Origin of the sequence: Acinetobacter sp. YH12219 (assembly GCF_013417875.1) — a bacterium.
In the GTDB taxonomy this organism is placed as follows: Bacteria; Pseudomonadota; Gammaproteobacteria; order Pseudomonadales; family Moraxellaceae; genus Acinetobacter; species Acinetobacter amyesii.
The window spans coordinates 36,644-55,764 of record NZ_VPDC01000005.1 but is presented as its reverse complement, the minus strand read 5'-3'; the positions used below and the strand labels follow the sequence as shown (position 1 = coordinate 55,764).

General features: G+C 42.7%; 18 protein-coding genes. 11 read left to right on the top strand and 7 right to left on the bottom strand.

From position 1 onward, the window contains the following. Positions 1-108: 108 nt before the first annotated feature. From xerD to thrC, 4 genes are all read left to right on the top strand, one after another. Entirely contained in the window at positions 109-1,026 is a 918-nt protein-coding gene (xerD, locus tag FTV04_RS04690) for a site-specific tyrosine recombinase XerD (RefSeq protein WP_180088852.1), read from the top strand. 96 nt (positions 1,027-1,122) lie between these two features. Further along, positions 1,123-1,935, top strand: coding sequence for a DsbC family protein (locus tag FTV04_RS04685; RefSeq protein ID WP_078189446.1), 813 nt, complete (start codon positions 1,123-1,125; stop codon positions 1,933-1,935). Between the two features lie 130 nt (positions 1,936-2,065). Further along, a complete protein-coding gene (locus tag FTV04_RS04680) occupies positions 2,066-3,370 on the top strand; it encodes a homoserine dehydrogenase (protein WP_078192857.1) in 1,305 nt (434 codons plus the stop codon). A gap of 62 nt (positions 3,371-3,432) precedes the next feature. After that, a complete protein-coding gene (gene thrC, locus FTV04_RS04675; protein ID WP_078189447.1) occupies positions 3,433-4,572 on the top strand; it encodes a threonine synthase in 1,140 nt (379 codons plus the stop codon). Positions 4,573-4,696: 124 nt separating this feature from the next. Here the strand turns inward: thrC and FTV04_RS04670 are convergent, their stop codons facing one another. Continuing rightward, a complete protein-coding gene (locus tag FTV04_RS04670; protein WP_180039982.1) occupies positions 4,697-5,746 on the bottom strand; it encodes a serine hydrolase in 1,050 nt (349 codons plus the stop codon). 212 nt (positions 5,747-5,958) lie between these two features. On the opposite strand from FTV04_RS04670, the gene FTV04_RS04665 reads away from it, so the two are divergent. From FTV04_RS04665 to FTV04_RS04655, 3 genes are read left to right on the top strand one after another with little or no spacing between them, the layout of a single operon-like run. Then, on the top strand, positions 5,959-6,594 hold the full coding sequence (locus FTV04_RS04665) for a response regulator (RefSeq protein WP_078189449.1): 636 nt from the start codon (positions 5,959-5,961) through the stop codon (positions 6,592-6,594). 21 nt (positions 6,595-6,615) lie between these two features. Then, entirely contained in the window at positions 6,616-8,181 is a 1,566-nt protein-coding gene (locus FTV04_RS04660; protein ID WP_180088851.1) for a PAS domain-containing sensor histidine kinase, read from the top strand. Between the two features lie 19 nt (positions 8,182-8,200). Continuing rightward, a complete protein-coding gene (locus tag FTV04_RS04655; protein WP_180088850.1) occupies positions 8,201-9,628 on the top strand; it encodes a sigma-54 dependent transcriptional regulator in 1,428 nt (475 codons plus the stop codon). 22 nt (positions 9,629-9,650) lie between these two features. Here FTV04_RS04655 and FTV04_RS04650 read toward each other — a convergent pair whose 3' ends face one another. The 4 genes from FTV04_RS04650 to lptF form a co-directional block, all read right to left on the bottom strand. Next, positions 9,651-10,826: a S41 family peptidase gene (locus tag FTV04_RS04650; protein WP_180088849.1), complete on the bottom strand. Its 1,176-nt coding sequence runs from the start codon at positions 10,824-10,826 to the stop codon at positions 9,651-9,653. 17 nt (positions 10,827-10,843) lie between these two features. Beyond that, positions 10,844-12,391, bottom strand: coding sequence for a 2,3-bisphosphoglycerate-independent phosphoglycerate mutase (gene gpmI / locus FTV04_RS04645; protein ID WP_180088848.1), 1,548 nt, complete (start codon positions 12,389-12,391; stop codon positions 10,844-10,846). 122 nt (positions 12,392-12,513) lie between these two features. Next, a complete protein-coding gene (gene lptG / locus FTV04_RS04640) occupies positions 12,514-13,584 on the bottom strand; it encodes an LPS export ABC transporter permease LptG (RefSeq protein ID WP_180062771.1) in 1,071 nt (356 codons plus the stop codon). A 1-nt stretch (position 13,585) separates the two neighbouring features. Beyond that, positions 13,586-14,686, bottom strand: a complete 1,101-nt coding sequence (gene lptF, locus FTV04_RS04635; RefSeq protein WP_180062770.1) for an LPS export ABC transporter permease LptF — start codon at positions 14,684-14,686, stop codon at positions 13,586-13,588. 159 nt (positions 14,687-14,845) lie between these two features. On the opposite strand from lptF, the gene FTV04_RS04630 reads away from it, so the two are divergent. From FTV04_RS04630 to FTV04_RS04615, 4 genes are all read left to right on the top strand, one after another. Beyond that, complete coding sequence (locus tag FTV04_RS04630) at positions 14,846-16,294, top strand: leucyl aminopeptidase (protein ID WP_078189456.1); 1,449 nt, start codon at positions 14,846-14,848, stop codon at positions 16,292-16,294. Then, the gene (locus tag FTV04_RS04625; protein ID WP_078192594.1) at positions 16,287-16,694 is read left to right on the top strand and encodes a DNA polymerase III subunit chi; all 408 of its coding nucleotides are present in this window, start codon (positions 16,287-16,289) and stop codon (positions 16,692-16,694) included. Before FTV04_RS04630 ends, FTV04_RS04625 begins: the two co-directional genes overlap by 8 nt. A gap of 39 nt (positions 16,695-16,733) precedes the next feature. After that, a complete protein-coding gene (locus FTV04_RS04620; protein ID WP_180008068.1) occupies positions 16,734-17,372 on the top strand; it encodes a hypothetical protein in 639 nt (212 codons plus the stop codon). 142 nt (positions 17,373-17,514) lie between these two features. Then, positions 17,515-17,733 carry a hypothetical protein gene (locus FTV04_RS04615; RefSeq protein WP_078192596.1) on the top strand — a complete coding sequence of 73 codons (219 nt, stop codon included), beginning with the start codon at positions 17,515-17,517 and terminating at the stop codon, positions 17,731-17,733. Between the two features lie 62 nt (positions 17,734-17,795). Here the strand turns inward: FTV04_RS04615 and FTV04_RS04610 are convergent, their stop codons facing one another. Further along, positions 17,796-18,341, bottom strand: a complete 546-nt coding sequence (locus tag FTV04_RS04610; protein ID WP_111884846.1) for a VTT domain-containing protein — start codon at positions 18,339-18,341, stop codon at positions 17,796-17,798. 112 nt (positions 18,342-18,453) lie between these two features. Beyond that, positions 18,454-19,113 (bottom strand): riboflavin synthase, encoded by a 660-nt coding sequence (locus FTV04_RS04605; RefSeq protein WP_180008069.1) that lies wholly within the window; start codon positions 19,111-19,113, stop codon positions 18,454-18,456. Between the last annotated feature and the right edge of the window lie 8 nt (positions 19,114-19,121).

The window sequence follows — 19,121 nt, the reverse complement described above, 5'->3', positions numbered from 1 at the left end:
CGATTTCAATTCTCATTTAACAATCTAGCATCGACACGACTATTTTTTTAAATTACATTGCATTAAACCATTGTGATTTCTTGGTTTAATTTCGAAAATGAGCGGCACATGTTAAATAAAAAACCACGTATTCCTACCCCAGTCCAAATTCCAGAAACACTCAGTTTTTTACACGGATATCGTGATGATTTAATTGCTCAAACCGTCAGCCCACATACCCGAAATGCATATTTATCTGATTTAATTCAATGTAGTGAGTGTCATACGCATGTCATGACAGATTGGAGCAGTGACGACATTTCAGATGTCTTGCTCAGCCTGACTAAACAAGGAAAAAGTCCACGCTCGATCGCCCGCTCACTTTCTGCACTGCGTTCATTTTTCAAGTTCTTGCGCGAACAAAAAATACGCAATGACAATCCTGTGGCAATCCATAAAACACCCAAATTGGGTCGTGCCCTACCAAAGGACTTATCCGAAGCAGATGTCGAAGCCCTGATCAATGCCCCAGACCTCAGCACCGCTTTGGGTCTACGTGATCGTGCCATGCTCGAAGTGCTGTATGCCTGTGGTTTACGTGTCTCTGAGTTATTAAATTTAAGATTAGAACTGATCAATCTTAAACAAGGCTATTTACGAATTACCGGTAAAGGCAATAAAGAACGCTTAGTCCCTTTAGGACAAATGGCGGTGGAATGGATCGAGAAGTATTTAGCTGAAGCACGTCCCGTTTTATACAAAAGTGCAACCGATGCTTTATTTCTCACTCAACTTGGTGGAATGATGAGTCGCCAAAACTTTTGGTACGCGATTAAACGCTATGCGCTCATTGCAGGCATTCAAGCCGAATTATCACCACATACCTTACGCCACGCCTTTGCCACGCATTTGCTCAACCACGGTGCCGACTTACGTGTCGTGCAGATGCTGCTCGGCCACAGTGACTTATCCACCACACAAATTTATACCCATGTTGCGCAGGTTCGTATGCAAAAATTACATTCAGATTATCATCCGAGAGCTTAACGGCAGGAAATATCAGACCAAGAAGTTCTATTGTGCCCGATATTTTTTGCTATGCTTACTCACCTGTTTGATAAAGCTAAAAGAAAAGGGTTGTTTATGTTATTTACCCGTTCAAAAATTTTTCTCGCATCGACACTTGTTGCCAGTATGGCGTTAGTGGCTTGTTCTAATTCAAATAATGACGAAAAGAAAGATGCGACATTAACGGCAAGTACGCCTGCAACTGGTGAAGCTTCGAATTTATCTGAACGTAATGCTCAGCAGCGTTTAATTGATACTTTGCAATCCAATCTGCAAAAAGCCAATATCAATGCCAAAGTCACTGGGGTGAAAGCGACTGAAGTTCCTAATTTGTTTTGGGTAAGCTTTGAAGGCATGCCAGCGGTCTATGCTACAGCTGATGGTAAATACATTTTCCAAGGCGACGTGGTTCGTTTAGGTGAAAAACAACTCTTTAATGTAGGCGATACACTACAAGCAGAGGCCAACAAAAAATTATTTGATCAATTAAAAACTGAAGACCTACTGATTTATAAAGCCAAAGGTAAAACCAAACACGTGGTTTATGTGTTTACCGATGTCAGCTGTCCTTATTGCCACAAATTACATGAACAAATGGATGATATTAATGCCCGTGGCATTGAAGTCCGTTACATCGCTTGGCCACGTGGTGAACAACACATGCCAATGATGGAAACTATCTGGTGTAGCAAAGACCGTCGTGCCGCATTTGATAAAGCCATTGCCGGTGAGCAAATCGAGCCAGCATCATGTAAAAACCCAGTGCGCAGCATGTATGAAATGGGTCTAAATATTGGTGTGAATGGTACGCCAGCGATCTATAACGCAGAAGGCAAACACATCGGTGCTTACATGTCGGCTTCCGAACTTGAAAGTGCGCTTAAATAACTAATTTTTATAGGCTAAATGAATGTTTTTTATGGGTAGGAATAAAGTGATTTCTACCCTAGAGTCCGAACGTTTTTTTAGCTATGATCTAAACTCACTTAAAGCAATGATGAAATAAATGGAGTGTGACGTGAAACCAGTTCGTCTGGCAATCCTCGGTCTTGGTACTGTGGGTGGTGGTGCCCTTAAACTACTAAAAGAAAATGCTGCTGAGATTAAACGTCGCACCGGTCGTGAAATTGAAATTACCCATGTGGGTACGCGTCGCCCTCGTCCTGATTTAGAACTGCCTGCTTCAGTGAAGCAAAGTGCTGATTTATTGGATATCGTCCGTCAACCCGATGTAGACGTTGTGGTTGAAGTTATGGGCGGCATTCACCCTGCGTATGAAGTGATTCGTGAAGCAATCGTTCATGGCAAACAAGTAGTCACGGCCAACAAAGCTTTATTAGCTGAACACGGGAATGAATTATTTAAATTGGCAGATGATCATCACGTTCAGATTGCTTATGAAGCAGCTGTCGCAGGTGGTATCCCAATTATTAAAGTCCTCCGTGAGGGTTTGGCAGCCAATAAAATTGACTGGCTTGCAGGTATCATTAACGGTACTGGTAACTTTATCCTGACTGAAATGCGTGAAAAAGGTCGTGCCTTTGCAGACGTTCTCAAAGAAGCGCAAGAACTCGGTTATGCCGAAGCAGATCCAACCTTCGACGTCGAAGGGATCGATGCGGCGCACAAGTTAACATTGCTGGCTTCTATTGCTTTTGGTATCCCACTCCAATTTGACAAAGTCTTCACTGAAGGCATCAGCAAAGTTACTGCGCAAGATGTCAAATATGCAGAAGACCTCGGTTTCCGTATTAAACATTTAGGTATTGCACGTCGTGCTGCAACGGGTATTGAACTTCGTGTGCATCCAACGCTGATCCCTGAAGACCAACTGATTGCCAATGTAAATGGCGTTAAAAATGCTGTGTTGGTTCAAGCCAATGCCGTTGGTCCAACGCTTTACTATGGCGCAGGCGCAGGTGCAGGCCCGACCGCATCAGCGGTGGTTGCTGATGTTGTCGATATTGTCCGTGACATCTCATATACCGAAGATGGTGCAGGTACAATTCCACAGCTTGCGTTTGAAGCCCTAACTGATTTACCAATTCTTCCACGTGAAGAAATGACCACTGGATACTACATCCGTATTAATGCCGAAGATCAAACTGGCGTTCTTGCTGATGTCACTACGATTTTAAGCCGTGCAGGAATTAGCATCGATGCGATCATGCAACAGCCGCGCTTAAAAGACCTTATTCCTATCGTGATTCTGACTGATCCAGTCAAAGAATCTAAAATGGATGAAGCACTTCAACAAATTCAAGCATTGCCTGTCATTCATGGCGAAATTGTACGAATTCGTTTAGAATCGCTTGATAATTAATCGGGTCGAGGGGAATATTTCAGTTCCTCTCGCCAAGCTCTACACACAATTGGAACATCATCATGTCTAATGCCAATCGTTATACTGGTTTAGTTGACCGCTATCGCGACCGTTTACCCGTATCTGCAACTACTCGCGCAATTTCTTTGGGCGAAGGTAATACGCCACTGATTAAGCTTGAGAATATTCCACGCATTATTGGCAAAAATGTTGAAATTTATGTGAAGTACGAGGGCTTAAACCCGACTGGTTCATTTAAAGACCGTGGTATGACCATGGCCGTAACAAAAGCAGTGGAAGCAGGCTCAAAAGCGATTATCTGTGCCTCTACAGGTAACACATCTGCTGCCGCAGCGGCTTATGCTGCACGTGCGGGTATTAAAGCATTCGTGTTAATCCCAGAAGGCAAAATTGCCATGGGTAAAATGGCACAAGCGATGATGTATGGCGCGGTAACGATGCAAATCCACGGTAACTTCGATGACGGTATGCGTCTTGTAAAAGAAGTTGCGGATCAAGCACCAGTTACGATTGTAAACTCAATCAACCCATACCGTCTGCAAGGTCAAAAAACCATTGCTTACGAAATCGTTGACGAATTAGGTCGTGCACCAGACTACCACTGCCTACCTGTAGGTAATGCGGGTAACATCACAGCACATTGGATGGGTTATACCGAAGCTGTGGCGAATCAGCCTAAAGAAGAATTTGTACAAGTAGTTTATGATCCTGAAACTGATCAATTCACAGGTCCAAAACCTGCGGGTCTACCAACAATGGTGGGTTACCAAGCTGCTGGCGCGGCACCATTCCTACGCGGTGCACCTGTAGAAAACCCTGAAACTGTAGCAACTGCGATCCGAATTGGTAACCCACAAAGCTGGAACCATGCTAAAGCCGTAGTCCGCGACTCAGAAGGTTGGTTTGACGAACTGCAAGATGCTGAAATCTTAGAAGCACAGCGTCTACTGTCTATGTACGAAGGTGTATTCGTAGAACCTGCTTCTGCAGCTTCTATCGGTGGCGCGATTCGTGACATCAAAGCAGGTAAAATTGCTGAAGGTTCTGTAATCGTATGTACTGTAACAGGTAACGGTCTAAAAGATCCTGACACTGCCATCAAGCAATGCCAAGATGCCGTGATGTTGTCGATTGATGCAACTATGGATCAAGTTCGTGATTCAATTCTGTCAAATATGTAATTCATATGCTGACTAAATAAAAAAGCCCTGCTCATGCAGGGCTTTTTTATATCTTGCATTCACTTCAGCATTTAAACGTTGAGTAAATCTAAATACTGAAAGAATGAAAAATCTGAAATCTTGTTTAAATACGTTTTGGTAACTGGCTCGCCCAATTCATTAAACGTGTCGCATCATTGGTTCGTGCAACTGAAGAATCCGCACCCAATAACACCACTACCGCTGGACGGTTATTCAATGTGGTATGCATCACAACACAGCGCCCTGCTTCATTAATAAATCCAGTTTTTGAAATATTAATATTCCAACCACCATTACGCACTAAAGCATTGGTGTTGTTTGATTTCAACACGCGGTAGCCCAAATTAAAGTCATAACTTGGTGTGGTTGAAAATTGGCGAATCAAACCATACTGCGAAGCGGTATTCACCAAAATCCCCAAGTCACGTGCCGAAGCGACATTACCAGGGTGCAAACCTGTCGATTCCATATAATGAGTCGAGTTCATCCCCAATGAGCGTGCTTTCGCATTCATCGCTGAAATAAATGCAGAACGACCACCTGGATAAGTACGTGCTAATGCCGAAGCCGCTGGGTTTTCAGATTTCATCAAAGCAAATAGCAAGGCTTCTGCACGGTTCATACTGTCGCCAGCACGCAGTGTTGAACTTGAACTTTTACAGCCTGAACATGAAAAATCAGCCTGTTGTAAGGTAATTTTTTCCGACATATTTAATCGGGCATCTGATATCACCACTGCTGTCATCAGTTTGGTAATCGATGCAATTGGTAAAGCGGTATTGCTATTTTTGCTATATAGCACTTCACCAGTTTGACCATCCATAACCAGTGCTGCACGCGCATTTACAGAGGGCTGTCCTGCGTATTGATTGGTATCAATAATACGGACCGTTTTCGATGGTGCTGTCTGTACCACACCGCCTGTACTACGTACAGAAGTAGTCACTTTCGTTGACCCTTGAGGAGATGGCTCTTCAGCGCTATAAGACACGTCACCGTTGAGTAACTGGTTTGCATCTTCAGATGACCAGCTAATATTTGACTGCTGATTTGCAGCACTATTCATCACAATTTCAGCAGAACTGAAACTGCTCATACTGAATAAAATTGACATGCCCAAAACGTGCATGAAGGATTTATTTAATTTTTTCACCATTGCTCACTCAACTCAGGATACTAAACATTTGCGCAAGACCAGCAATATGCCGTACATTGGTCACAACTACGAACATTTTTTGCTCACACATTGTGTATGAAGTTTTTCATTTCATATAAGAATAGGATTGCTAATTTTGTCGTTTCATTGCAAGCTTATTTTGCTTTATGTAACAAAAAAAACAGATTTTGACCTGAGGGAGAGTGTAGGTGATCACAGTTTTGGTGGTAGATGACCATGAATTAGTCCGTACTGGTATTTGCCGTATGCTCGAAGACCATGCAGATGTCCAAGTCATTGGACAAGCCGAATCGGGTGAAGATGCGATTACACTTGTTCGCCAACACCATCCAAATGTTGTTTTATTAGATGTCAATATGCCGGGGATCGGGGGGGTAGAAACCACACGTCGCCTACTCCAAACAGCGCCAGATACAAAAGTCCTCGCCGTCAGTGGACTTGCTGAAGAACCCTACCCGTCTTTATTGTTAAAAGCAGGTGCCAAAGGCTATATCACCAAAGGTGCACCAGTCACTGAAATGGTCCGTGCGATTAATAAAGTGATGCAAGGCGGCAAATATTTCAGTGCAGACATTGCAGAACAACTGGCCAGCTCATATTTGTCTGATACCCAACAATCGCCTTTCGATGCCCTGTCTGAGCGTGAAATGCAAGTTGCCATGATGGTGGTCAATTGTATTAGTGCACAAGAAATTTCTGATAAATTATTCGTTAGCGTTAAAACGGTGAATACCTACCGTTACCGTATTTTTGAAAAACTGAATATTGATAGTGATGTCAAACTAACTCACTTGGCGATTCGCTACGGGTTAATCAAACCTTAACACAACGTACATCCTGTTACTATGACACAGCGTTCAATCCATAGTGAATTGAACCAGTATCATTTGGGCCTTTGGTACAGTGCTTATCGCTTTATCATCAGTGCCTGTCTGTTACTGGTCTTTTTACTGACCTACACTCAATTCAGTTCAGATTATGAATACCCACGTTTATACCTATATGTATTGACGATTTATTTGCTGTTTACCAGCATTCAATTCATGTCACTTGGACGTTTCAAAGTCCGGATCCCAAACCAGTTACTACTGTTATTCATTGTAGATGTCATTTCGCTGAGCTTACTGACCTTAGCCATCGATGGACCTAATTTACATTTGAGTTTGCTGTTTGTGATTACGATTTTTGCAGCATCCCTGTTATTAGATGCCCAAAAAGCTTTGGTCATCACCCTCATCGCTGTGATTTGCGTGGTGTATCAACTGTTTTTAGGTTCAATTCTTGAATTTACCTCACTCAAAAATTTAACCAACAGTGCGATTTTGGCTTTTTTATTTTGTGTGGTGTATGGCAGTGCGCAAATTGCCGTGAAACGTTTCCAGTTACTAGAAAATCTGAATTTTTCGCAATCCTTAGAGCTACATCGACTACAAAACATTAACCGCTATATCTTGGAGCAGATTGATACGGGCTATTTGGTGTTGGATGAAAACTGTCATGTGGTGCTGAGTAATCCTGCTGCTTGCCATTTACTCGGCATGCCAAATTTTTATCATCATGATCAATATCCACTGTATACCACGCAGCCCGATTTATTTGAATTACTCAAATTTGAAGATTTAAAAAGCGGTGAAAAATTCCAATTTGAATCCCAACAAAGCCAATACCACATTCAGGTACTCGTACAAAAACTCGTTGTGCCGCATCAAATGCTGACCTTGCTGATTTTACAAGATGCACAAAAACTCAATCAGCAAGTGCAACAACTAAAATTAGCCGCTTTAGGGCAACTCTCCGCCAGTATTGCACATGAAATTCGTAATCCTTTAGCGGCGATTGTGCATGCCAATGATTTATATCCGCAAAGTGATACCGAACAACAGCACATGTTGAATCATATGATTTCACGTCAAGCGGTGCGGATTGACCGAATTATTCAAGACACCCTAAATATGGTGCGCAATAAGGAAACCCATCCGACTCGTCTGAATCTAGAGCAATTTTTACCGTTGTTCCTGCAAGAAGATCTGGCAGACATTCAACAGAACATTCGGCTCAATGTACAAGCCAAGACTTTAATCGATTTTGATGAGGCACAGTTCAGACAAATTTTAATCAACCTAATTCGTAATGCGATTCGCCATAACAATCCGGACATGTCGTATATCGAAGTGGTGGCGCGTACGGATCAGAAAAAAGTCCAGATCGATGTCCGAGATTTCGGTCATGGGGTTGCTTTACAAAACCGCGCACAGTTATTTCAACCATTTTTTAGTACCGAAATTACTGGAACTGGTTTAGGATTATATCTTGCTCATAGCTTCTGTGAAGCGAATCAAGCACAGCTTTCCTATGTAGAAAAAAAACAGGGAGCTTGCTTTAGGATTGAGTGCTTACAAGCTGTTATTTAATTGTTTTTAGGGGAAAACTGTGGATTCACAACCACTGGTATTGTTAGTTGATGACGAAGAAGACTTATGTATGCTGATGCAGATGTCTTTATCAAGGATGGGGGTTAAAACGCATGTTGCACATCGCCTCGACGAAGCTAAAAAAGCCTTGTCTACCTATAGCTACGATGCCTGCCTAACCGATCTCAACTTACCCGATGGTAATGGTCTACAGCTCTTAGATTGGATGAATGAACACTGTCCTGCCCTGCCCGTTGCTGTGCTTACAGCCTATGGCAACATGGACATTGCCATTGCCGCATTAAAGGCGGGAGCATTCGATTTTGTCAGCAAACCGATCAATCCCAAACATCTTGAACAACTGCTACAAAAAGCCCTGAATAAGCCATTGGCCGAAGACATTACTTCGCAAGATGCTTTAGAACATAAAATGTTGATTGGTGAATCGCTTCCAATCCAGCAATTGCGTCGAACTCTAAAGAAAATTGCACGTTCACAAGCACCTGTTTTTATTACGGGTGAATCTGGTACGGGTAAAGAGGTCGTGGCCAATTTGGTTCACCGTTTAAGCAACCGTAATGAAGGACCCTTTATTGCCATTAACTGCGGGGCAATTCCCACAGAGTTAATGGAAAGTGAACTTTTTGGCCATAAAAAAGGCAGCTTTAGTGGTGCCACCCAAGACAAACAAGGTCTGATTCAATCTGCACATGGCGGTAGCTTATTTTTGGACGAAATTGCCGAACTACCTTTAGCCATGCAAGTTAAATTGCTACGCGCAGTACAGGAAAAACGTATTCGTCCTGTAGGTTCAGACTGTGAAATTGACGTTGATTTCCGTGTGATCAGCGCCAGCCATCAGGACTTAGAAGCACTCGTCCAACAAGGTCGCTTCCGCCAAGATTTATTCTTCCGCATCCATGTGATGGATTTAGTGTTGCCTGCCTTACGTGAACGTGGCGACGATATCCTCTTATTGGCGCAACATTTTATTCAAAAAATTAGCCATGAATGGGAAATTGCCACTAGGCCTCTAACTGAACGTGCGAAGAGTTTCCTGCTCAGCCAATATTATCCAGGTAATGTGCGTGAACTCCGCAATATTATCGAACGCGCTATGACCCTCTGCGATGATGAGCAAATTGATCTTCAACATCTGCAAAGTGCGCCATTAAGACAACCGAGTGCTCAGTTCAATTCCGCTCCAACAACGAATGAATCCGCTCAGCTTGCTGCAAACAGCAACGAACAGAGTGTGGTTCCTCGTAAACTACCTGAAGAAGGTTTAGAACTCTTTTTAGAAAATATCGAAAAAGAAGTGCTCATGAATGCGTTGAATCTCACCCATTGGAACCGAACCCTTGCCGCAAAAAAATTAGGCATGTCATTCCGTTCATTGCGCTATCGTTTGAAAAAATTCGGTTTAGATACCGAAGACGAAGAGTAAAAGCTTTCCAGCGTATTGCTGTTTATTTTTGATTCAGCAATAACTCTGCAACATGATCGACATAGTGATCTTCACGTGCATCATGTTGCAGCGGATAGTTATAGTCTGGCTGCACCCCAATTCCTTCAATCATTTTGCCATTCGGTGTCAGATATTGCGACACAGTCATTTGTAAAGCCGCACCATTACTCAATGGAAATAGTTTTTGAACCACACCTTTACCATAACTTTTCTCACCCGCTACCCATGCACGTTTATGCTCTTTTAATGCTGCGGTAAAGACCTCTGCGGCAGAAGCAGAACGATTATTGATTAAGATGCCGACTTTCATATTTTGAAATTCAAAACTTGGTAAAGCCTGAAATTGTTGGTCACCCTCAGATCGACTTCGAGTCGACACAATAATGCCCTGATTCAAAAATAAATCGGCAGACTCTACTGCTGCGGACAGTAACCCCCCAGGGTTATTTCTTAAATCAAACAATACCGCTTTGACACGCGAACCATGACTTTCAATCAAACGCTTTATTTCATTGGCTGTATCTTGTTGAAAAACTCTAACGTGTAAAACTAAAACCTGATTATTTAATAATTTAGATTCTATATCTGTTTCAACTTTAGTGTTTCTGACCAAATTGATCGGTTGACTTGCAGTTATCAACTGTAGATTCAGCGTCGAGCCGATACTGCCGGTAAGCAGGTGTCGTACTTGATCTTGATTGAGTTTTTTGAGTTCTTGATCATCAATTTTAAACACCGCAGCGCCATTTTTCAGACCTAGCTTTGCTGAATCGGCATCAGGCTTTAAATTGGTGATGACCCATTGCTGTAAACCTGCATCAAAACGCAAATTGAAATCGACACTCGCAATATCCCCTTCGGTGTATTGCAAAAGCTGCTTATAGTCTTCTGGTGAAAGATATCGTGAATAGCGGTCTAAACCACTGACCATACCTTTGATGGCTTGTTGGAATAATGCATCGTCATTTTTTTCAACTACATAGTTTTCTTTGACAATGCCATAGATTTGAACAAATTGTTGGATCGATTCGACAGGTACTTCGGCATAACTTTGTTCATAGCTGCCATCAAACTCATCGAAAGCCGACTTTGCTTTGTCGGCTCCCCATGTCGAATGACTAGAACACAGCAGCAAGGCTGTAAGGCTTACAACTGACGTCCAGTGTGCTTTAGTCATTCATGCTTCCTTACATTTTAAGATTCAAGAGTAATCAAGTTACGACCTTGCATTTCTGTTGGTACAGGAATGTGCATAAGAGTTAACAGTGTCGGCGCTACGTCAGCCAAAACACCACCTTCTGCAATTGTTGCATGGGTCGGACCAACATAGATAAATGGCACAAGTTCAGTGGTATGTTGAGTATGCACCTGACCACTTTGGTAATCCTGCATTTGCTCTACGTTACCATGATCGGCAGTCACTAGCATGTGACCTTTATTTGCCATCACAGCTTCATATACACGGCCTAAGCACGTGTCTACAGCTTCAACCGCTTTGACTGCTGCATCAAACACACCGGTATGGCCAACCATATCACCATTGGCATAGTTCACAACCAGTAAGTCGTACTCACCTGAATTAATTGCGGCAACCAATTCATCAGTGACTTCATAAGCACTCATTTCTGGTTTTAAATCATAAGTCGCAACGTTTGGTGATGGAATCAAAATACGTTTTTCACCCGGATATTCATCTTCACGACCACCACTGAAGAAGAAGGTCACGTGTGCATATTTTTCAGTTTCAGCAATACGAAGTTGTGTTTTACCCAAATTAGACAGGTATTCACCAATCGAGTTATGCAACGCTTCTGGCATATAAGCCACAGGTGCATCAATTGTTGCTTGGTAACGTGTCAACATGACAAATTTTGATAAAGCAGGAACCACTTTACGTTCAAAACCTGCAAAATCTTTTTCCACAAAAGCTTTGGTAATTTCACGCGCACGGTCAGCACGGAAGTTCATAAAGACAACGCTATCACCATCTTGGATCGGTGCTAAATCACCAATACGCGTCGCTTTCACAAATTCATCTGATTCTTCAGCAGCATAAGCCTGCTCTAGACCTTCAACAGCAGTCGCTGCAGTGCGCACTGCTTCACCTTCAGTTAATAGGCGATAGGCTTGCTCAACACGATCCCAACGGTTGTCACGGTCCATCGCAAAGTAACGACCAATCATGGTAGCAATACGACCTTGACCCGGATACTGAGCAAACAGCGCATCTAATTTTTCAAGCGAAGGTTGTGCGCTTTTTGGTGGCGTATCACGACCATCAAGGAATGCATGAAGATAAACTTTTGCACCACGTTTTAATGCCAATTCAGCCATCGCCACAATGTGATCTTCATGTGAATGCACACCACCTTCAGACAACAAGCCCATGATATGTACAGCACGGTTTGCAGCTTTGGCTTTTTCAACCGCATCGACTAATACGTCATGTTCAAAGAAGGCACCGGTACGAATATCTTTGGTAATACGAGTAAAGTCTTGATACAGCACACGTCCTGCACCAAGGTTCATGTGACCCACTTCAGAGTTACCCATTTGACCATCAGGTAAACCAACGTCTTCGCCAGAGCCTGAAATCAATCCATGCGGATGCTTTTCCTGCATTGCAGTCAAGTTAGGTCGTTTTGCTGCTAAAAAGGCATTGTCCTCGACCGCTTCGCGATGACCCACACCATCCATAATTACCAATACGTGTGGGATTTTGCCAGCAGTTGCATCCGTCATAATGAACACTCTTTCGTTTATAAATTAATCATACTATCTTACCGAATTTTCGGTGAAGACTCTATGTGACAACCATGGTTTATCTAGGTCATCAACATTGTTTTACTCAATCTTGCATGCACTTAACGTGCGCGGTGCAGCAAATAACCACCCGCTACAAACATCAAAATAATTGGTATAAAGACGAACCATGCAGGCGATGGAGCGTACACCAAACTTGCATAACCCAAAAAATCTTGTAAGTAGTAAAAGCCCAGTCCAGCAAATAAGGCAATCACCAAGCGGAAACCCATCGACTGTTGACGTAAAGGTCCAAAAATAAATGAACACGCAATCACCACTAAGGCAATTAAAGCAAAGGGCGAACCAAACTTTTGCCAAAACGCCAATTGGTAAGTTTTCGGGACTTGGCTATATTCATGCATATAACTCATAAAGCTCACCAATTGACTGGGTGATAGGTCTTCAGGGTCAATGGTAACCATATGCACATATTTAGGTTGCAAGGCCAATGAAAGCGGCTGTTCAGCATTTTGCTTCGCCACGGCATCACCCGTCGCTAAGAGATCGACTTGGGTTGAATTTTGCAATGTCCAAGAGCCATTTTTGACAAAATTCCCTTGCTCTGCATCCAAAGTGCCTCGCAAACGATATTTTTCATCAAAATCAACAACCTGAACATCTTTAATTTGACCTTGTGAATTGGCATAGTCAATATAAATAAAGCGCTGGCCTTCACGTGACCAATAGCCTTTGACTTCGCCCAGTTCAGCCACAGTGCGGTGACTTTTGACGCTTTTGGCTTGTTCATTGGTATAGGGAATGACCCATTCGCTTAATGCAAAGGATAAAACCACCAAAATGAGTGCCGAACGAATCACCCAGCCCACAATCCGCCAAAGGCTGATGCCGACCGAACGCATCACAATTAATTCACTATTTGAAGCTAGAGTACCTAAACCCAGTACCGCGCCAATCAAGGCTGAAATCGGTAAAATTTCATATAAATAATTCGGTGAACTCCATAACACATACTGCAAAGCATTCCATGCGTTATAACCTTCTTTCAGCGAGCCCAATTCACCTAAATAAGTAAAAAGCACTTGTAAGCCAGCCAATACCGCTGTCGCACCAAGCATGGCTAAAGCAGTAGTTTTGGTCACATGTTTTGCAACTATACGACGTGCCAACATTTTAAGACCTCACTCGCTGAATTTGTTTCTTAATTTTGGGCGCTAATTTTTGTTTACGCGAGAACAATGCCGCTGCAATGCCGTAAATCACTAAGACCAGTGGATAAGTCCAGATGCCCATTTCATCTTTACTGATCCGCGTTTTGATCGCCATTAAAGCCACAATTAAACTGGCAAAAATAAGTAAGGCTGGGAACAATTTCAGGTAACGCCCTTGACGAGGGCTTACCTCAGACAAAGCAGTGGCAAGCAATAACGCCACCAAAATAGCGAACGGCACAAAGATTCGCCAACCGAGTTCGCTGGCAACCACAGGATCATGGCGGTTATCCCATAACTTCGAGGTTGGTAAAGCTTCTACTTCGGTACTTTCAAATTTTGCTTCTTTATCATTTTCTAAACGTAAACGATAACTTTGGAATTCAGCTTGAGAATAACGCGGTTGCCCCGGATAGATTTCGTAACGGCGGCCTTCAACTAAGTCAACCACATTGGCATTATCATCGGGCACTTCGACGCGGGTCGCTTCTTTTGCCAAAATAATGACATCAGGCTTACCCTCCTTTTCTGCACGCTGATAAAAGAAAATATCTTTTAAGTTTTTACGGTCTTCTGACAAGTCCCCTGCATAAATGGTATAGGGCCCAGAGGAAATAAACTCTTTTGGTCGAACCAAGTCAAAGCCTGTTCGTACCGCTTGCGAAGTCGTTAATGCTTCAAACTGACGGATGCCCCAAGGCGATGCCCACAGCATCAAAAATGCTTGAACAGCCATAAAGACCACAGTCATCGGCACCAATAAACGTGACAATTGATTTCGACTGACACCACTACCATTAAGCACAGCCATTTCATGATCGACATACAGACGACCAAAGACCAACATCAGACCGATAAAGAAACCGAGCGGAAGAATTAAAGTTAAAAACTCAGGCAAACGGTAGCCAATGATGCTAAATAAAATACTTGCATCTAAACGACCCTGCGCCGCGACACCAAAGTACTTGATCAAACGACCACCCATCATGATCAAGGTCAATAAGGCAATCACAACCAGTGATGTCGACACCACTTGCTTGACCAGATAACGCCGAATAATCAAATTAATTCTTCCAAAAATAGGGCCAATAAAAACTAGCGTTAGTTTACCCGAATGTAGAAAATATAAAACCTATACCCTTGTTGCTCATTGAAACTCTATTCATATAAATGTTTCAATGGTTTAATGGTTTATAAATTTAAAAAGGCATAAATACCGCACATGAAACTTTCTATTAATACGTCATTCCAAGCGAATGCGTCCAGCCAATATTTGTTGATATTAGTAGATTCTGAGCACGTTACAAATGCAGCTACTTCATATCAAATCAATGATTTAGATAATTTAATTGAAGCAACTCAATTTAAAGCAGCACTTAATGAAAGCCTGCCTTTGGTGGCGAACATTGCCGCTTGTCGCAATAGCGCTCTTTTAGGCCTCGGCAAAGTTGCTGAATTACAAGTCAATAAATTTGCAAAAATTGCACAAACTATTATTAAAGCGTCACAAAAAAAATTCAAACAGATCAGTGTCGATATCTCTGCCCTACCACAAGAACAACATTATTTATTTGCACTTAGCCTGACCCAAGCGGCTTATGCATTTGATGAATACAAATCAAAGAAAAATGAATTTGTTTTGGAGCAGATCCATTTAATCGCTGCTGAAAGTCCATTAACCACTGCACAGCTTGACTTAATTTCTGCAGTGCAATCAGGTCAAAGTTTTACTCGTGACTTAGGTAACCGTCCGGGCAATATCTGTTTCCCTGAATATTTAGCTGAACAAGCTCAAGCACTTGCAGCTGAATTCCCAGATCAACTCAAAGTGACTGTACTCGATGAACAGCAAATGGCTGATCTCGGTATGGGTGCTTTCCTTGCTGTGAGCAAAGGTTCTGACCGTCCAGGCCGTATTATTACCATCGAATACCTTTCAAATCGTGAAGAAGCCCCTGTAGTGCTTGTTGGTAAAGGCGTGACTTTTGATACTGGTGGTATCTCACTTAAACCAGGTGCGGGCATGGACGAAATGAAATTCGACATGTGCGGTTCTGCATCAGTTTTGGGTACCATCCGTGCGCTGTGTGAAGCGAAATTACCAATTCATGTTGTCGGCGCAATTGCTGCTGCAGAAAACATGCCGTCTGGTCATGCCACTCGCCCGGGTGACATCGTGACAACCATGAGCGGTCAAACCGTTGAAATTTTAAATACCGATGCCGAAGGTCGTTTGGTTCTGTGCGATACCTTGACCTATGTAAAACGCTTTAACCCTGCACTGGTGATTGATATTGCAACCCTCACTGGTGCATGTGTTGTGGCATTAGGTTCAGTCCTTACCGGTATGTTCACTCCGGATGATGAACTTGCGGCTGAATTGACTGCTGCGGGTCAACACAGCTTTGACCGCGTATGGCGTATGCCCGTGATTGAAGATTATCAAGAACAACTTGATTCTCCATTTGCAGATATTGCCAACATTGGTGGTCCAAAAGCAGGTTCTGTGACCGCTGCATGTTTCCTTCAACGCTTCACGCGTGAATATCGTTGGGCGCATTTAGACATTGCGGGTACTGCATGGAACTCAGGTGCAAATAAAGGCGCAACAGGTCGTCCTGTGCCATTATTAATGCAATTCCTAGCGAATCGTGCTCAAGCGAATGGCTAAAGTTAGCTTTTATTTATTTGAAAAAAGTCCTGAACGACAAGTCGAAAGCACTTGTCGTTTATGCCGTAAGATCCTGCGTCAGCCTGTACGTATTTGGCTACATTGTGCTGACCCAGACTTACAGCAACAACTTGATGAACGCCTGTGGAGTTTCGATCACACAGGTTTCATTCCCCATGGTATCGATCAACCCGAGGCAACGGTCTGTATTTCTGCCCAATTGCCTGAGCAAGCCGACTGGATTGTGTTTAATTTTAACGATCAAGCACTTGAACAGTTCGCAAGTTTTAGTCACATTATCGAAATTATTGAAAATAATGAACCCGCTAAAATTATCGGGCGTGAAAAATATAAACAATATCGACGTTTGGGCGTTCAACCGCAGACCCATAAACTTTAACGTGATATTGGTTTTACCCTATTTGCAAGGAGATGCACCATGGCATTGAATGTCGGTCCAGACTTTAAACAGCGCTGGTTAAAAGTACCTGAAGCTATTCGTCAGACCTTTATTGATGACCTTGGTCGCGTTTGCGATGTACTCAATCCCAGTACAGACATTCAACAATGGCTGGTCAATGACCAACAGCAGCAGCAAGTGTCTTTTGACAAAATTGAGTCTGCCTATGCAGATTTAAAAGCACAGTTGATAGAAGATGCTCGTATACGTAAACAACTGGCTTTAGAAAAAGCCTTAGAAGAAAAACGTGAAGCTGAACAAGCCTATGCAGAACAACTGAAACGTGACGAAGAGTTACGCTTTGCTGCACAAACGCAAGCGCTCACCATGATGCAGCATAATCTTAATCGTGAAGTACAACACTATGCCGCTCGCTATCATAAAAACCCTGAAACGGGTTTAGCGGGATTAAGCCAAAGCTTATCGGTCAGCGAAGGACAAATGTTGTCAGAACTTGAAAGTGTACGCGTGCGTTTGGAACTTGAGGCAGAAACGCAAATCGAAATGGCAGTCAGTGATTTCCGTGCAAAATTGAAAGCTGCCGCACAAGAAGAAATTGACTATATCTTAGAAAACTCCAATTTTTCGACAGAATCTACATCGTCCCAAGCATCTTAAGCCGTCCATCGAAGTCTGGTCACTGTCATTAAACTGACATGTATTTGCAACATGATGTTCATATGGCTGAAGCATTGTCCCTCAGAACACAATGCTTCAGGCATCCTAAAAATATAATCATGCATCCAGATGGGAATTCAATATGGACATCATTCACCAGATTACCCAGAAAATATCCTCTCTATCTGCTGGAGAACAATGGGACATTCGTGCCAAAGATCTTTGGCTGAGTCATTCAGACTTTCACAGTATTTCGGTTTATCTCAGCCGTGAATCAGAAAAAGGTGGTTTTAGCATTCAGCAACCGCCCCACAGCTCGATTTTTCAAACCCTTGATGTAGTGACCGTTACAAAACACTAAATTGTCATCTACTCCATAAAAAAAGCCCACAACTGTGGGCTTTTTTTATGTTTAAGTTTGGCTTAGACCAAATCTGCAACTGCAGAAACGGTATGTCCTAGGAAATAACCGATACCGAGTAATAATCCAATCCAGATGAAACCACCTAGCACGTTATAGAACATAAATGTGCCAAGGTTCATGCGTGCAGATCCAGCAGCAAAAGGCGCAAAAGAACGTACAAAGGGTACAAAGCGTGCGACTAAAATCGTTTTACCACCATGCTTCATAAAATATTTATTGGTTTTGACCATATATTCGGGCTTAAAGTAACGTGTGTGCTTATTAAAGTACTTAATGCCTAACACGCTGCCCGTATAGTAATTGACGCAGTAGCCCAAGACCGATGCGACAAATAACATCAGCCCCATGGTGTGTAAATGCACCACTTCCGTTGTTGAGCATAATGCGCCGATGGCAAGCAAAAGGCTGTCTCCCGGCAGGAAGAACATAAATACTGAACCCGTTTCTGAAAATATCACCAGAAATAAAATGGCATAAATCCACACACCATAATTTTCCAATAACATGGGTAACCACTGTTCCAGATTCAGTAAGAAATCAATCATTATCACCTGTCTGATTATTCATCATATATGTCATTCCGCGACGCATTATCACCAAAAATAAAAAAACAGTCTAATTTTTCAATCAGACTGTTTGGTTTTCTTCGGTATCAACTTATTTCAAGAAGCCATTTTCAGCGAGAAAATCTAAGCTAATTTTTGATTGCTCTGTGGTCTCAGCGGCTTTATCACCAAGCAATAAACGCTCAATATAACGTGCTAAAACATCCACTTCCAAGTTCACTTTAGCCCCAGCCTTCCACGTACCGATATTGGTTCGTTCAGCCGTGTGCGGAATTAAATTTAAGCTCAGCACATTACCTCGTAAATGGTTAATCGTCAGGCTAATACCATCCACGGTCACAGAGCCTTTTTCCGCTAAATAGCGTGCAATTTCTTTCGGTGCGGTCACTTCAAAATAAATAGAACGCGCATCTGAACGAACTTGAGTGATTTCACCCACTGCATCGACATGACCACTGACAATATGTCCACCAAAACGCGTAGTCGGCAACATGGCTTTTTCCACATTCACCGCCTGCCCTGCTTTCCAGTGTTCCAAGGTGGTACGATTTAAACTTTCACGTGATACATCGGCTGCATACCAATTACTGCCAAAGTCGATCACGGTTAAGCAAATGCCATTGGTGGCAATAGAATCCCCCAAATGCACATCCGACATGTCTAAATCTGTCTGGATACGCAAGCGGACATCGCCACCCACGTTTTGAATGCTTTCAACTTTACCTAGACTTTCAATAATGCCTGTAAACATGTTCAATC

Coding starts and splice junctions, on each gene's coding strand:
- xerD (WP_180088852.1), top strand. CDS start 109: ATGTTAAATAAAAAACCACGTATTCCTACCCCAGTCCAAATTCCAGAA.
- FTV04_RS04685 (WP_078189446.1), top strand. CDS start 1,123: ATGTTATTTACCCGTTCAAAAATTTTTCTCGCATCGACACTTGTTGCC.
- thrC (WP_078189447.1), top strand. CDS start 3,433: ATGTCTAATGCCAATCGTTATACTGGTTTAGTTGACCGCTATCGCGAC.
- FTV04_RS04660 (WP_180088851.1), top strand. CDS start 6,616: ATGACACAGCGTTCAATCCATAGTGAATTGAACCAGTATCATTTGGGC.
- FTV04_RS04650 (WP_180088849.1), bottom strand. CDS start 10,826: ATGACTAAAGCACACTGGACGTCAGTTGTAAGCCTTACAGCCTTGCTG.
- gpmI (WP_180088848.1), bottom strand. CDS start 12,391: ATGACGGATGCAACTGCTGGCAAAATCCCACACGTATTGGTAATTATG.
- lptG (WP_180062771.1), bottom strand. CDS start 13,584: ATGTTGGCACGTCGTATAGTTGCAAAACATGTGACCAAAACTACTGCT.
- FTV04_RS04630 (WP_078189456.1), top strand. CDS start 14,846: ATGAAACTTTCTATTAATACGTCATTCCAAGCGAATGCGTCCAGCCAA.
- FTV04_RS04625 (WP_078192594.1), top strand. CDS start 16,287: ATGGCTAAAGTTAGCTTTTATTTATTTGAAAAAAGTCCTGAACGACAA.
- FTV04_RS04620 (WP_180008068.1), top strand. CDS start 16,734: ATGGCATTGAATGTCGGTCCAGACTTTAAACAGCGCTGGTTAAAAGTA.
- FTV04_RS04615 (WP_078192596.1), top strand. CDS start 17,515: ATGGACATCATTCACCAGATTACCCAGAAAATATCCTCTCTATCTGCT.
- FTV04_RS04610 (WP_111884846.1), bottom strand. CDS start 18,341: ATGATTGATTTCTTACTGAATCTGGAACAGTGGTTACCCATGTTATTG.
- FTV04_RS04605 (WP_180008069.1), bottom strand. CDS start 19,113: ATGTTTACAGGCATTATTGAAAGTCTAGGTAAAGTTGAAAGCATTCAA.